This is a genomic window from Noviherbaspirillum sp. L7-7A (assembly GCF_019052805.1).
Classification (GTDB): domain Bacteria; phylum Pseudomonadota; class Gammaproteobacteria; order Burkholderiales; family Burkholderiaceae_D; genus Noviherbaspirillum_A.
Map to the genome: position 1 here is coordinate 48554 of NZ_JAHQRJ010000003.1, position 14169 is coordinate 62722.

Consider the following 14169-nt stretch of genomic DNA (forward strand, 5'->3'; position numbering starts at 1 on the left):
AGCAGGGCTTTTTGTCCCACCTCGATTCTCGAGTTCAAATTTTTGGGGCCAGCACTCTCTATATCGGAAATCTCTTAGGGTCAGTCTCACTTGGTTTTGAGTACCTGGCCGGCTAAAGCGAAGTGTCCTTCGGCGTGGGCTGTGTTTTCAGCCATTCTATTAGCTGTGCCCGCACGTGTTCATTGTAGATGCCGGTCTCAGAGTCGCAGACTATGATTTTTGGCGTATCCGGCGCAAACCAGTCAGGTCGGTCATCGATAATCACATAGTCTTCAATTTCATTGTCTGCTATGTAAGCGGCAACGCCATCACCGCGGTCGTAGTTTCGCGAAATTACATGGACTACTCGCTCGGCCAAAGGACCAAGGAGAAACTTCACTCGTTCTTCAGGATGCAGTAGGCGCCAGCTGGAGTGGACAACGATGCGTACATCTGGGTACGGGGTAAGCATCTCGTGCAATATCGCCGCCCAACGGAAGAGGCGCCCGCGCTCTATGCACGTATCAACTGGAAGCCCCATGCTGAACCAGTGTAGGTCACTCACTGGATGAAATACGCCGTCATAATCGGCAAAAATCACTCTCATTTTGCACCTTCATAGCTCTGCCTCCAAAACTGCACCGGCTCCCTCGGCGCTCTCATTCTTTCACCTTACCCCAAGGTTTGTACTCATTTGTTTTTATCTCACAATCGTTGCAAGAACGACCACGAAGAAATTTCGAAAACTTTCTAAAGCCGTGTTCAATTTTTCCTTTTGCTTGCTACACGTTTTTGGCACCGCGAGGTGCCAACCCCGTCTAGTCCAAATACAGAGGATTACTATGTTGAGCAAAGAGTATTTTAAGCGTTGTGAGCAGGAACGAGCGGAAGCAAAAGCTGCGCTCAGAGCGCGTGAGAAAGCCTTCAGTGCGGCTGTCGCTGCTAACCCAGACATGTACAGGTCTCTCAAGCGAGTTGCAGGGCAGGCCCGGATGGCGTTCAATGACGTTGAATCCGAACATCGGAAGCTAAGCCGGCTGCAAACGGCGGGTCGAGAACTGAAGGTTGCACTTCAAGATTTCAGGGCCGACGCGAGGGATTTCATTGAAGTCGGCGGATTGCTTACTTTGGTCGGCATACACCTGCAGCCAGTCGACAAACAACGAAACGCGGTAATTGAGACATACGATTCGGCCGAGGCTACCCTCAATGAGCACTTCCCGGACCTGAACCAGCTTAGCTGATTATTAGGAGTAGCTGAGCCTTCGGAACTTTCCGGTGTGAACGATTAACTGGCTAGTTGGTATTGGACCGAGGAAGCTGACGCGGAACGTCGTACCCGAAAGCTCATCGAATTTGGCGGAAATGGTGGCAACAGAAAATTCATCGGTACATATTTGCGGCGTTCATCCCTGAATGCGACCAATTAATTATAGAAGTAACCACCAGTATTCCCGGCCAAGCGCGAGAAGTAGACATTGTGATACCTCTAGTAGTTTCCCCATCGCAATATACGCAGGCACCCACGCGCTCTTCGATCGTATTGAACGGGAGTTGGGTCAATGGAAAAAAGGCATTTTGAGCGGCGCTTGGCTGGATATTTCCCAGGAAAAATATTCTAAGAAAGTAGACGAGAATTCGAGTCACCTACGCTCTCCCGCAATGGCATCGACGATTTCGTCGCTTTTGCAAGGCTAAGTGTGCAAAATAGATTTTTATCGATAAAGAAGAGTCCTGCATGTGCCCTTCGTTGCTACTATCCTTTGATATGTCTAATGAACATTTACGGTTTTTTTGCCGCTCAACGAAAGTGATATTAGAATTTTGTGCCATAATTTTCCGGTTCGCCATGAGGGGCGGGGCAGACTTCGATAGCACACGACTAATAGAAAAACTATCTCTCCATTCCAAAAGTACTCTGCAGCAGTGCCGCGCACAAACGAGATTACGATGAAATCGTCCAATTTCACAGCTTTTTCAGTACGCCCACAAGTCTCCGAGCGGAATTTTGAGCATCATTCTAATTTTCAAAACGATTTGAATCGAATTTAACCTATTTGGCAAAATCTGGATAACTCAGCCATACATAATCTCTTTTGTAGTTACACAAACACTTAACCCGCACGAGAATTTTCTTGATGCTATATGAATAGATTGGCAGGCGACATACTTTCCGGAAGCTTTTTGGAAAAACTCCGTTTTACTCGGCAATTGCTTTCAACGTTAATAACTTGGTTTCTGATTGCATTGATAATTGCGGCCCTTGGATGGGGTGCATTTTTTGCGATAGAAGATACAGCCAAGAAAAATGCTGAAGCTCGTGTGCTTCGCGATACTGCGTCATTTGCACACAGTCATGCTGATCGCCTCAAACGTAGTCTCGATTCTATCGACCAGATGATGCGACATGTTCAGCTCGAATGGGAATTATCAGACGGAAAATTGCTCATCCAACATCTTAATAAATACAGTCTGTTTCCTTCTCCATCTAGTTATTACGTCACCGTTTTTGGTCAGGACGGAATGCCGGTCCTTACGACACTTCCAAAGCTCGAAGTTGTGTCAGTTGCTGACCGGCCTTATTTTTTAACACAAAAGTCGGCGAAGTCGGATTCATTGTATATCAGCCGCCCCTCTGTCGGCCGCGCATCCGGGATGAACGTGATTCAACTCTCCCGACGTTTGACAGATAAAAATGGGGATTTCAACGGAGTCGTTGTCGTGTCGGCCGCGGCAGCCCTTTTTACAGCCAATTACGATTCTACTGTATTGGGGAATGGTGGCCTTATAGGTTTCGTCAGCGACGACCAGAGAGTTATGGTAACCCGTATTGGTGAGACCCTTTCTTCGCCTAATACGCCTAGGCTCTTTACCAATCCTGCTTTTACAACGCCACATGGAAGTGCGTTTTTTGATGGCAAACTTTTCGGAGATAAACGAAGCAGATTTGTTGGCTGGGAGAAAATTCAGGGATATGCGTTAACAGCGTTCGCCGGCTTGGATGGCCGAGAAGCGCTCAAAAATTACCAGGACCAATACGACTATTCAATGCAATATGCCCTTTGGATAAGCTTGGGATTTGCGCTCCTCACGCTGACCGCCATGGTCCTTAGCGTTGAAATGGCATGGAGGAAACACCAGCTTTTTCTTACCTACGCTACTTACAGATTGGCCACTGAAGATGCTAGCGAGGGTATTTACATCTATCAGCCAATTTTTGAAATAACTGGCTTAATTACGGACTTTAAACTTATAGATTGCAATCAGCGTGCCGCTGAGTTTTTCAAAGTTAAAAGGGAATCGGTCATTAACAGAAAAGTTTCCTCTTTTCGAAGCGGCATCAATGTCAAAAATCTCATGTCTTGGTTAAATGAAGCATGGGACAAAGGCTTCTATGAAAGGGAAATGGAAACGCCGGTAGGCAGTTCACTTCAGCTTCGATGGGTAGAAATCAAGATTCTTCGTTCCGACAAACTTCTTGCAGTGCGCCTGCGTGATATTAGCGAAACGAAAGAGCACCTGACAGAACTAAAGCGACGTAGTGATGAGGACGTCCTTACGGGCCTACCTAATCGTCATTGGATACAAAATTATTTACCAAAAGCAATCATGAAAGCGGAACAAGCTGACGAAAGCTTAGCCGTCCTCTTTATTGACCTCGACGGATTTAAGAAAGTGAATGACACCGCCGGGCATGCCGCAGGCGACGAAGTGCTGCAGCATGCCGCCCATCGCCTTCGGGAGGCGATACGTCCGCACGACAAGGTAGTTCGATTCGGTGGAGACGAATTCGTGGTCATTCTCGAGAACGTGGAGTACAGAATTGATGCTGCACATGTGGCCGAGCGGGTTCAGCGAGCGTTTGAGCAGCCTTTTCGCCTGACCCAAGGCGTGCACGCGGTCGGAACGTCGATTGGTATTGCATTGTTTCCGACAGATGGCGAGGATGCATCCGCAGTGCTGGAAAAAGCCGATATCGCGATGTACTCCGTTAAAACCAATGGCAAACGAGGCTACCAGTTTTACGAGGCCAAGTTTTACAATGCGCTAAGGGATCGGCTCGCGAAAGAAACTGAATTACGAGAAGCGATTTCGAGAGACGAGTTCATTATGTACTATCAGCCGCGTGTGGATGTCACTACCGGTGCAATAGTCAGTCTGGAAGCGCTTATACGTTGGAAGCATCCCTCTAAAGGCCTTCTTGAGCCTGTTCACTTCGTACCGCTTGCAGAAGAAACTGGCCTGATTGTGGCAATAGGTGAACTGGTTATTGACAAGGTATGCGCCCAGCTTTCCCATTGGACTCGCCAGCAAAACGGAACTGTCCCAGTTTCCGTCAACGTGTCGCCTCGGCAAGTCAATAACCCAGGCATCGTGGACGTCCTTACATCTGCGCTAGCACGTCATGCTGTCCCCGCTCATTTGATTGAGTTGGAAATTACCGAGTCTTCTATGGTGGCCGAAAGCGGCGAAATTTTGAAGATGCTTTCAATGCTACAGAGACGAGGCATCAAAATATTAGTCGACGATTTCGGTACCGGTTATTCATCATTGTCCCAGTTGCAGCGGCTGAATTTTGATGTTCTCAAAGTAGACCAGACTTTTACTGCAGAGATTCAAAACTCAGAAGAAGGCAAAGTATTTTTCACTGCAATTGTGACCATGGCACATGCTTTGCATATGCGGGTTGTTGCTGAGGGTGTAGAAACATTGAGTCAAGCGCTAATTTTGCGTGAACTCCAATGTGATGAAATGCAGGGCTTCTATATTTCCAAGCCCGTACCTCCTGGTGAGACTCCACCTATTCTCTCGAAACCAGTTTTCCCAAATGGAAGTTAGTAACAATGCGGCTATGCGCAGACAGTAGGGTTGTCTGGTTGATGAATTACACCGGACACTCAGCAATACAGGGGCTGATTCCCAACAATACCCTCGCTGTCCTGACAGACGTCAACGCCGACGCTATCTTCATCTCTACAGGTAAGGAACTTATGTCAATTGCCACTTACCTTCCGGCCCTGATGAAGCCTTGCCGCAAATTTCAGACTTTAAAACTGAAGGAAAGCCTGTACGGTGCGGCGACTCCTCTTTTCGCCTTGCCCGCTATCGTCCTCGCGACTAAAAACCGAATTTCGGTAACGTTAATACGGGTGTCGCGAATTAGCGAATCTTCGTACTGGAAGACGGGAGCACTTGCATATTGGGACTTAGGACACCCAGTATCGCGAAAGCATCAACATTTTTAGACTTGCCTCTTGCGGGAAGCGTGGCTGAAAAATATACTGAACAAACATACAGTATTTCTCAAGGCCAATGCCTGATGCCTGACATAGTCAACCTCGCCGAGCTCCACACGCTAGTACCGGTCATTTGGCCGGTAAATCCCTCGCCAAAGGGAAAGGAGCCACCCCTATTCTTGGTGAAGTGTCCAGCGGGATTCCCATCACCAGCAGCAGACTATGTTGAATCGGGCCTAGACCTGAACGATTATTTGGTAAAACACAGGGCCGCGACATTCATATTCGACGTATGCGGCGACTCTATGTGCGGCGTCGGTATCTTTGATGGCGACAAAATAGTTGTTGACCGGTCTATGGAAGCCCGTCACGGCATGATTATCGTTGCTGTCTTGAATGGAGAGCACACTATCAAACGACTTCATATCACTCAGGATAGCGTTGAGCTCCGGCCGGAAAATCCCTGCTACTCGCCAATTCGCTTGAAAGAGCATGAAGAACTCGTCGTTTTTGGCGTGGTCGTTGGCGTCGTACGCAAGCTTCAGGGGTGACCATGGTTGCGCCGGCCAGTCCCATCTACGCGCTGGTTGACTGCAACAACTTCTATGTCTCAGCTGAGCGGGTTTTCAACCCCAAGCTTGAAAACCGTCCAGTAGTCGTTCTGTCAAACAACGACGGCTGCGCAGTTGCGCGAAGCGCTGAAGCCAAGGCATTGGGCATCCAAATGGGTGCGCTGTGGTTCCAATTACAGCCGCTTGTCAAACGCCATGGCCTCATAGGGTTGTCGTCAAACTATACCCTCTATGGCGACATGAGCGCGCGCGTCATGCAAGTCCTACGTAACTTCACCCCTGACGTCGAGGTTTATTCAATTGACGAGTCTTTTCTTCGCTTGGAGCGGATGCGTCATCTGTGGCCGTGTTTAGTGGTCATGGGACAATCTATCCGGGTGGAGGTCAGAAAATGGACTGGCATTCCTGTCTGCGTAGGTATTGGGCCGACCAAGACGTTGGCCAAGCTTGCAAATCACATCGCCAAAAAGAATGCACAGTTTGGTGGGGTTTTTGACATGACGACCTACCCAGAGAGCGAACTTGCTCGCCTTCTGTCGACCATTGATGTGGGAGAAGTCTGGGGCGTTGGCCGCCGCATTGCTGCAAAGCTCGACGCAATGAACATCCGTACTGTAGAGAACTTGCGCCGAGCATCACCCAAAGCATTACAGCTGCATTTTTCTGTTGTGCTGGAACGCACCGTCGCGGAACTTCAAGGCATTTCTTGCCTAGCGCTGGAAGAGGTCGCGCCACCGAAAAAGCAAATCGTTTCCTCCAAGAGCTTCGGCCGGGTGGTCATGAAATTGGAAGAGCTTGGAGAAGCTCTCTCGAGTTATGTATCGCGCGCGGCAGAAAAGCTTAGGGTACAGAGAAGCGTTGCCGGCGCTCTACAGGTTTTCGTGATGACGGATGTTTTCCGAGAGAACGACCCGCAATACACCAATGGCGTGGTGATTCCTTTGCCCAATCCTACGAACGATACATTGAAGCTGGTGGCTGCTGCACTCTACGGCCTGAAGCGCATCTATAAGCCTGGGTATGCCTACAAGAAGTGCGGTGTTATGTTATTGGACCTTTCGCCGCAGCACCAGCGTCAGGGTTCCCTCTTCTCCCAAGTAGAAGACGTGGCCCACCATTCAGATGCTTTAATGTCGGCCCTAGACCGTATCAACGCTAGATACGGTCGGAACACGCTTACTGTTGCTGCTTCCGGGACGCGGAGAGACTGGGTAGCTCGCGCTGAAAATAAGACACCTCGTTATACGACGCGCTGGACCGAGTTGCCCAAGGCATGGGCGTATTGACCACGTTCAACCAATCCTTGACTCCCGTAAATAGCAGTTTCAGTAAGGGTTTGGCACAACGTTGCCGCTCACAACGAAAGTCGTTATCTGCTCTGCGGATACATCAACTCGACGGTAAACGGGCACCCCGTTCCAAGTTCTCAAATTAAACGCAGGGGTTCACTTTCTTCAACTTTCGGACTTGGACTATGGACATGGTCAACGGTTTGCCTGATGCACAGGTACCGGGAAGTAGTTGACTGTACAAAATAGGCAGCCGGGGAAGAGGCTAGTGTCACGTTTGTCTCCATCTTCGCCATATAGGCATTCTTTTGTGCATCGAACCCGACCAATAAAGCAGCCTCGACCCCAATGCCAATACCTCTTACTGTATTAGGCAAATCGGTTCCTGCTGTCAATATTCCCCGGGGCAGCCGATATTTAGGTCATTAAACTTAACAAGTCTGCCGGTAAAGGCGATAAGCCGTCCCATTCGGTCCCGAGCGTCTAGGTGCGAATCCAAAATCGTGTAATCCAGCGCGGGTGGATTGATAAAGCCTGTCGTTGTCAACAAAGGGTTCTGGTCCAGTGTCATATATTTGTTGTATGGATTCTCCAAGGCCTGAGGTGACGTGACTCCGCCAGTGCACTCTCACCGGCCTAAAAGGCCCGTGCTTCGGGCCTTACGGCCTTTATTTTTTGCTTCGTCGCAGCGTGCGACGACAAATTTTTTAGGCTTGCCGTCGTCTTATTTGACCGCTGCACAGACGTGTTGGAGCATCCCGCCCGCCCCAGTAACATTTAGATTCTTCTTACGCCATACGGCAGCACGTTTCACAGGCTTGGCCTTCACACCTTCGCGCAGGAGCGCAATGCCGCGCTTTCTTTGCACTTTGGCCGCATTGGTGTCAGCGTTCTCAGCATGCCGGCAACGTTGACCATCCGCGCTATCCTTCTCCGGCCTGAAGGCCGGAGACCGCCGCGCATTCTTGTTCAAGGCAGCATAGTCGAAGTTTCCAAGGACAGCGGGTTTGTTGCATAAATCAGGCAGCTCAGCGCAGGGTTGAAGGCTCGGGTAGGCTGGCCGCATGAAACCCGCTCCGCAGAAGTATCGAACGACGAACTGGAAGGCGTATAACGCAGCGCTGAAGGCACGCGGCTCGCTACTCATCTGGCTCGATTCCAGCATGAACTGACAAGCGGTAAGCGTGGCCGCAGTCCGAGCTTGAGTGACGAAGCCATTCAGTTCTGTCTAAGCATCAGTGCTTGTTCAGTTTGCCGCTACGCCAAGCCATGGGTATGACCCAAAGTTTGGTGCAATTGGCAGGCCTGGACTGGCCTGTCCCCGACTACAGCACCGTGAGCCGGCGGCAAAAGACATTGCGCGTCGGCATTGAAGTCGTGCCGACCACGACTGGCCTGCACCTGCTAGTCGATAACACCGGCATCAAGATGCTAGGCGAAGGTGAATGGAAGACAAAGAAGCATGGCGCCGATTACTGCCGTCAATGGCGCAAGGTCCATCTCGACATTGATGCTGCCACGCTTGAGATTGGCGCCATGGCAGTGACCGACAACAGTATCGGTGATGCACCTATGCTGCCCAACCTGCTAGGTCAGATTCCTCCGGAAGAGCAGCTCGCCAGCGGCGATGGCGCCTACGATACGAAACGCTGCCATGAAGCCATCGCTTTACGTCAGGCGGATGCTGTCATTCCAACCCGGGAGAATGCCAAGCCAGAGAAGATAAACCAGCTAGTTGCTGAAGTACGCAACGAGATCCTTCAAGCGACACGCCGCCTTGGTCGAACGATATGGAAAAAGTGGAGTGGCTACCAACGACGAAGTTTGGTCGCGACCAAAATGCGCTGCTTCAAGCTGCTCGGGGAACGCATCATGGCGCGCGACTTTAATCATCAAGGCACCGAATTACAGGCCCGTGCCGCTGTGCTGAATCGCTTTACGCGCCTTGACATGCCGATTACGGTTGCTATGCCATAACTGTGTCTATAGGAAAGCCAACCCGTCCTTTATCTTATTTCTGCAACAGAGCCCATCTGGACTATGATGCCCCGAACCCGACACGCCCATCCGGCCGCGGAGAACAGGAGAACCCATGAAACGTCTTGAAGTGGATGTCGCCGTCATCGGCGCCGGCAGCGCCGGCATGACGGCTTACCGTGCCGCGCTGGCTTATACGCAGAAGGTGGTTGTGATCGAGTCTGGCTCGTATGGCACGACCTGTGCGCGGGTCGGCTGCATGCCCAGCAAGTTGCTCATCGTAGCCGCCGAAGCCGCCCATGCGGTGGCGCGCGCGCCGCTGTTCGGCGTGACAGCGAGCGGCTGCCATGTCGACGGCCGCGCCGTGATGCGGCGGGTGCGCGAGGAACGCGACCGCTTCGCCGGCTTCGTGGTCGATTCGGTCGAGGCCTGGCCGGCGGAGCACAGACTGCGTGGTCCAGCGCGCTTCGTAGCGCCCCATTTGCTGCGGGTGGGCGATGACCTCGAAGTGGAGGCCAGTCGCATCGTGATTGCTACCGGTTCCAGCCCGGTCGTGCCGCCTGGCTGGCGCGAGTCGCTGGGCGACCGGCTGATCGTCAGCGATGACGTGTTCTATTGGGACGACCTGCCGCGCTCGCTAGCCGTGGCGGGCGCCGGCGTGATCGGCCTCGAACTGGCTCAGGCCCTGTCGCGGCTGGGCGTGCGGGTGCGACTCTTTGGCCGCAATGGCAGCGTCGGCCCCTTGTCCGACCCGGCCGTGGTGGATGCGGCGCGCGCCATCTTCACCAGCGACCTTCCTTTTTCGGCCTATGCCGAACAACTGCAACCGACACTGCAGGACGGCCAGGTAAGGATGTCCTTTTCGGAACAGGGCGTCGAGCGAGAAGAGTCGTTCGATTACCTGCTGGTGGCGGTGGGCCGCCGGGCCAACCTGCATGGGCTGGACCTGCAGCATGCCGGCCTCGGGCTGGAGGAGTTCGGCGTGCCCAAGGCCGACCCCAACACCGGTCAGATCGGCGGCAGCCACATCTTCATGGCCGGCGACGCCAGCGCCAACATGCCGCTGCTGCATGAAGCCACCGACGAGGGCGCGATTGCCGGCGCCAACGCAGGCCGCTATCCGCATGTGCAAAGCCGCCTGCGCCGCGCGCCGCTGGGTATTGTCTTCACCGATCCGCAAATGGCCATCGTCGGCGGCGGCCATGCGGCGCTGACAACGCGCGGCAGCCGCTTCGAAACGGGAGAGGCCAGCTTCGAGGACCAGGGACGCAGCCGGGTGATGGCGGAAAACCGCGGTCTGGTCAGGGTCTACGGCGAGGTCGGCAGCGGCCGCTTCCTGGGTGCGGAAATGGTCGGCCCGGCTGCCGAGCACATCGGCCACCTGCTGGCCTGGGCGCTGCAGCAGCAGCAGACCGTGCAGCAGATGGTGGACAGCCCGTTCTACCATCCCACCGTGGAAGAAGGCCTGCGCAGCGCCCTGCGCCAGCTGGCGCGCAAGCTCAAGCCGGTGCAACTGGACATGGAAAAATGCCGCGACTGCACGCCGGGGACGTAAGGCGTTATCGCCAGCGCGGCGCCGGTGCTGCAATATGACCTGCCTCCAGCAGCCCACGCGTGAAGCGGCAAAACTCTGCATGACTGTCGATCAGGGAGCCACACAAAAACCATATGCCGATTCCTTGGACTGAAAGGATGCGATATGTTCAAGGTTCCAATAGCAGCTTGCGTACCGCTGGTGGCGATGGCCCTGGCATCGCTGGGTACCGTGCAGAGCGCGCATGCAGACCCTTCCGTGAAAAAGGGCATCGACCCTCTGACCCGAGCTGGAGCAGGTCAAGCGCGGTTATGAAATCATCCCGCCCGGCGTCCAGCTGAATCTGGCTGGCAAGAATCGTATCCTGGTCGGCCTGGGCAGCTATGTGGTCAATACCTCGGGATGCAATGACTGCCATACCGATCCGTCGTACATGCCCACGGGCGACCCTTTCAAGAGCTTCCCGGAACTGGTCAATTACCAACAGTACTTCACCAGCGGCCGCACCTTCGGCCCTGCCCTGACGGCGCCGAACCTGCCCCCCGACGCGAACGGCAGGCCGGCCTGACACTGGTGGAGTTCATATAGACCCTGCCCACCGGAGACAATCCGCATGACGCGCCCGGCGAGATCCTGCAGGTGATGCCGTGGCCCGTGTACGGGAGGAAAACCGACCGCGATCTGACCGCGATGTATGAATTCCTGCGGTCACTTCCCTCGCTGCCCGACAATCCCAACCCTGGTCCCTAGCGCCTTGAATGCAGCCGGGCATCATCGGCTGGCAAGCCGATGATGCCCGGCTTTATGGCACATCCGCATGCCGCCTGCACAGTGGGCATGGCATGCAGGCAGCACGAATACCCTTTCCCCTTAAGGCGCCTTGACCGTGATGGCGATGCCGCTGAAGTAGGCCGCCACCAGCGCGATGTCTTGGTCCGAAAGGTTCTTGGCCATGGTGTTCATCATTTCATTCTCGCGCTTGCCCGATTTGTAGTCCTTCAGCGCCTTGACCAGATAGCCTTCATTCTGCCCTGCCAGATTGGGTGCGTCCGGCACCTTGGCCAGGCCGTCGGCGCCATGGCAGACGAAGCACTGGCCGGCCTTGGCCTTGGCGGCGCCCATGTCAGCGGCCAAGGCCTGGCCGCTGCCGGCAGCCAGCAGCGCCCCCAGCAGCAAGGCACCCGCCCGCTTATTGCCCGGCATAGGAAACCCGGTAGATCGCACCGGCGTAGTCATCCGACACCAGCAGCGAGCCATCCGGCAGCGTCGCCAGATCCACCGGCCGGCCTAGGTATTCCTTGTTCGGCGTCAGCCAGCCATCGGCAAATACCTCGGTCTTGTCGGCGGTGCCATCCGCCTTTAGCGAGGTGTACATCACCCGGGCGCCCACTGGCGTGGTACGGTTCCATGAGCCATGCTGCGCGCTGAAGATGCCGCCCTGGTATTTCGCCGGGAACATCGAGCCGCGATAGAACGTCATGCCTAGGTCGGCTGCATGGGCGGCCATTTCCACCTGCGGGAAGACCACGTTTGCCGGCGGGTTGTCGTCCTTGTATTCCACCGTGCGCACCTTGCCGCCACCATACCAGGGAAAGCCGAAATGCTGGCCGGCCTTGGTGGCGCGGTTGATTTCGCCCGGCGGCGTGTCGTCACCCATGCCGTCGACCTGGTTGTCGGTGAACCAGAGGGTCTTGTCCTTGGGATTGAAGTCCAGGCCCACGGAATTGCGCACGCCCTGGGCAAATACCTCCCGGTTCTTGCCGTCCCGGTCCATGCGCAGGATGCCCATCATGCCGGTCTTGCCATAGATCGCCAGCTTTTCCTTGGCCGGCACGTTGAACGGATTGCCCATGGTGATATAGAGCTTGTTGTCCGGACCGATGCGGCAGGCGCGGGCGCCGTGGTTGAAGCTCTCCTCTTCCACCGGGATCAGCTGTCCCTGCGGCACCACGGCCGCCGCCGCCACATCCGGCCCTTCATAAAAAAATTCCGCGGCCGGGAATGCCAGCACCCGGTTGTGCTCGACCAGATACAGGATGCCGTCGGGCGAGAAGCACACGCCGTTCGGCACCTTCATGCTGATGGAGGGCGAGAACGGTTTGACTTCGTCCGCGACCCGCGACTTGGCACGGTCGGTCACTGCCCAGACCTGGGTCTTGCGGGTGCCGACGAAGAGGATGCCGGTCGACGGCCCCACCGCCATGTGACGCGCATCCGGGACGATGGCATACAGGTCGATCTTGAAGCCCGGCGGCAGTTTGACGTTCTTCAGGTTGTTCCGAATGGCATCAGCCTTGGCGCCCGTCTGGGGAATGGTCTCCATATTGAGGTTGGCGCCGGTGGACTGGAAGTTTTCCAGCTTCTTCATGTTGTCTTGCGCCGTGGCAGCCAGCGGCAAGGAGAGCGCAACGACCGAGGCGACGATAGGACCCTTGATGTTCATCTTGTCTCCATCTGAGTTTTGAGTATTTGTAGTGACATCATGCATTACTACAAGTCAGCCTAATCTGTGTCTTCCGTTCAAGGTTTGAAGAAAATCAACTCTTCCTGCTGGTGTTTGCAGATAACGCAATTCAGCCACAAAACTTCTGCGCTATCTGAACGTCTCACAAGAGCCGCGGTATGGCGTTTCGCCAAGCGGATCGAAAACGCTCATGCGGATAATGGCAACCCGGCAGATACTCACTCGCGCTTTCCCGGAGGCTTGCATGAACACTTCAGTACCTCGCACCGCCGTCGCAGCCCTGCTGCTGGCAGGATCGCTTTCCGTCACCGCATGGGCACAGCAATCGCCATCGACGAGAGGAGAAACCGCCAACACCCTGACCGGCGGTGCCGAGGCCGCTCCGACTGACAAGGCAACGCCAGGCAGTCCGGACAGCGGCGCCGCAAGAAGCACACAACCGCAAACATCCGGCTCCAGCGCCACCGGAAACACGCTCACAGGCGGCGCCGAAGGCACGACGACGGACCGTGGCACGCCTCAAAGCCCTGCCACGAGCGGCAGCGCCGCGACGCCGGCCGGCTCGGCGGCAGGCGGCATGCCGCAGCAGGAAGGCATGGGCACGCAGCAGAAATAACCCTGGAAGCCAAGCTTGCGAAGCAGGATGGCGGGACTAGCCAAGCACCGTCACGACCACGCGCCGGCGCTGCCCGCCGGTGCGGTGCTCCCACAGGTAGATGCCCTGCCATGTTCCTAGCAGAAGGCGTCCGGCGCCGATCGGCACCATGAGGCCGGTATCGGTCAGCACGCTGCGGGCATGCGCAGCCATGTCGTCCGGCCCTTCGGCGTCATGCCGGTAGCCAGGGTCGGCGTCGGGCGCCAGCCGCGACAGGACCGTGTCGAGATCGCGCAGCACGTCGGGATCGGCATTCTCGGTAATGGTCAGGGAACAGCTCGTATGCTGAACAAAGACATGTGCCAGCCCGCACTGCACGCGGGAATCCGCGACAACGCCTGCCACCGCGTCGCTGATGTCCTGCAAGCCACGCCCGGAAGTGGCAAACGTAAGAATGGACTGTTGTGCCATGGAGGATGCTCCTGTCGATGTATTGGGCCAGCCTGTTTGATACCCGAATAA

The 14169-nt window shown here is 55.0% G+C and carries 12 protein-coding genes and 1 pseudogene; 8 read left to right on the forward strand and 5 right to left on the reverse strand.

What is annotated here, in order from left to right; all coding sequences use genetic code 11:
• Positions 1-112 precede the first annotated feature (112 nt).
• On the reverse strand, positions 113-586 hold the full coding sequence (locus KTQ42_RS21740; RefSeq protein WP_217347714.1) for an HAD domain-containing protein: 474 nt from the start codon (positions 584-586) through the stop codon (positions 113-115).
• 235 nt (positions 587-821) lie between these two features.
• Here KTQ42_RS21740 and KTQ42_RS21745 point away from each other — a divergent pair, with 235 nt between their 5' ends.
• The 4 genes from KTQ42_RS21745 (at position 822) to KTQ42_RS21760 (ending at position 7074) form a co-directional block, all read left to right on the forward strand.
• Positions 822-1223, forward strand: coding sequence for a hypothetical protein (locus tag KTQ42_RS21745; RefSeq protein ID WP_217347715.1), 402 nt, complete (start codon positions 822-824; stop codon positions 1221-1223).
• 901 nt (positions 1224-2124) lie between these two features.
• Positions 2125-4818, forward strand: a complete 2694-nt coding sequence (locus KTQ42_RS21750; RefSeq protein WP_217347716.1) for an EAL domain-containing protein — start codon at positions 2125-2127, stop codon at positions 4816-4818.
• Positions 4819-5299: 481 nt separating this feature from the next.
• A complete protein-coding gene (gene umuD, locus KTQ42_RS21755) occupies positions 5300-5767 on the forward strand; it encodes a translesion error-prone DNA polymerase V autoproteolytic subunit (protein WP_217347717.1) in 468 nt (155 codons plus the stop codon).
• 2 nt (positions 5768-5769) lie between these two features.
• Positions 5770-7074: a Y-family DNA polymerase gene (locus tag KTQ42_RS21760; RefSeq protein ID WP_249223053.1), complete on the forward strand. Its 1305-nt coding sequence runs from the start codon at positions 5770-5772 to the stop codon at positions 7072-7074.
• A 727-nt stretch (positions 7075-7801) separates the two neighbouring features.
• Here KTQ42_RS21760 and KTQ42_RS21765 read toward each other — a convergent pair.
• Positions 7802-8242 carry a hypothetical protein gene (locus KTQ42_RS21765; protein WP_217348114.1) on the reverse strand — a complete coding sequence of 147 codons (441 nt, stop codon included), beginning with the start codon at positions 8240-8242 and terminating at the stop codon, positions 7802-7804.
• Between KTQ42_RS21765 and KTQ42_RS21770 the strand changes: the two are divergent.
• From KTQ42_RS21770 to KTQ42_RS21780, 3 genes and pseudogenes are all read left to right on the forward strand, one after another.
• Positions 8142-9054, forward strand: a pseudogene (locus KTQ42_RS21770) (IS5 family transposase). The gene KTQ42_RS21765 and the pseudogene KTQ42_RS21770 sit on opposite strands and share 101 nt — an antisense overlap.
• A gap of 115 nt (positions 9055-9169) precedes the next feature.
• The gene (locus KTQ42_RS21775; protein WP_217347718.1) at positions 9170-10609 is read left to right on the forward strand and encodes a dihydrolipoyl dehydrogenase; all 1440 of its coding nucleotides are present in this window, start codon (positions 9170-9172) and stop codon (positions 10607-10609) included.
• A 364-nt stretch (positions 10610-10973) separates the two neighbouring features.
• The gene (locus KTQ42_RS21780) at positions 10974-11156 is read left to right on the forward strand and encodes a hypothetical protein (protein ID WP_217347719.1); all 183 of its coding nucleotides are present in this window, start codon (positions 10974-10976) and stop codon (positions 11154-11156) included.
• A gap of 302 nt (positions 11157-11458) precedes the next feature.
• On the opposite strand, the gene KTQ42_RS21785 is transcribed toward KTQ42_RS21780, so the two are convergent.
• Complete coding sequence (locus KTQ42_RS21785) at positions 11459-11791, reverse strand: cytochrome c (protein ID WP_217347720.1); 333 nt, start codon at positions 11789-11791, stop codon at positions 11459-11461.
• Positions 11778-13031 carry a PQQ-dependent sugar dehydrogenase gene (locus KTQ42_RS21790; protein ID WP_217347721.1) on the reverse strand — a complete coding sequence of 418 codons (1254 nt, stop codon included), beginning with the start codon at positions 13029-13031 and terminating at the stop codon, positions 11778-11780. Before KTQ42_RS21790 ends, KTQ42_RS21785 begins: the two co-directional genes overlap by 14 nt.
• A gap of 265 nt (positions 13032-13296) precedes the next feature.
• Here KTQ42_RS21790 and KTQ42_RS21795 point away from each other — a divergent pair, with 265 nt between their 5' ends.
• Positions 13297-13668, forward strand: coding sequence for a hypothetical protein (locus KTQ42_RS21795; RefSeq protein WP_217347722.1), 372 nt, complete (start codon positions 13297-13299; stop codon positions 13666-13668).
• A gap of 36 nt (positions 13669-13704) precedes the next feature.
• Here KTQ42_RS21795 and KTQ42_RS21800 read toward each other — a convergent pair whose 3' ends face one another.
• The gene (locus KTQ42_RS21800; protein ID WP_217347723.1) at positions 13705-14118 is read right to left on the reverse strand and encodes a secondary thiamine-phosphate synthase enzyme YjbQ; all 414 of its coding nucleotides are present in this window, start codon (positions 14116-14118) and stop codon (positions 13705-13707) included.
• Between the last annotated feature and the right edge of the window lie 51 nt (positions 14119-14169).

Bases quoted from the DNA above. Each gene is read 5' to 3' on its own strand.
- KTQ42_RS21800 (WP_217347723.1), bottom strand. From the start codon at position 14,118: ATGGCACAACAGTCCATTCTTACGTTTGCCACTTCCGGGCGTGGCTTG.
- KTQ42_RS21750 (WP_217347716.1), top strand. From the start codon at position 2,125: ATGAATAGATTGGCAGGCGACATACTTTCCGGAAGCTTTTTGGAAAAA.
- KTQ42_RS21790 (WP_217347721.1), bottom strand. From the start codon at position 13,031: ATGAACATCAAGGGTCCTATCGTCGCCTCGGTCGTTGCGCTCTCCTTG.
- KTQ42_RS21760 (WP_249223053.1), top strand. From the start codon at position 5,770: ATGGTTGCGCCGGCCAGTCCCATCTACGCGCTGGTTGACTGCAACAAC.
- KTQ42_RS21745 (WP_217347715.1), top strand. From the start codon at position 822: ATGTTGAGCAAAGAGTATTTTAAGCGTTGTGAGCAGGAACGAGCGGAA.
- KTQ42_RS21765 (WP_217348114.1), bottom strand. From the start codon at position 8,242: ATGCTGGAATCGAGCCAGATGAGTAGCGAGCCGCGTGCCTTCAGCGCT.
- KTQ42_RS21775 (WP_217347718.1), top strand. From the start codon at position 9,170: ATGAAACGTCTTGAAGTGGATGTCGCCGTCATCGGCGCCGGCAGCGCC.
- umuD (WP_217347717.1), top strand. From the start codon at position 5,300: ATGCCTGACATAGTCAACCTCGCCGAGCTCCACACGCTAGTACCGGTC.
- KTQ42_RS21795 (WP_217347722.1), top strand. From the start codon at position 13,297: ATGAACACTTCAGTACCTCGCACCGCCGTCGCAGCCCTGCTGCTGGCA.
- KTQ42_RS21740 (WP_217347714.1), bottom strand. From the start codon at position 586: ATGAGAGTGATTTTTGCCGATTATGACGGCGTATTTCATCCAGTGAGT.
- KTQ42_RS21785 (WP_217347720.1), bottom strand. From the start codon at position 11,791: ATGCCGGGCAATAAGCGGGCGGGTGCCTTGCTGCTGGGGGCGCTGCTG.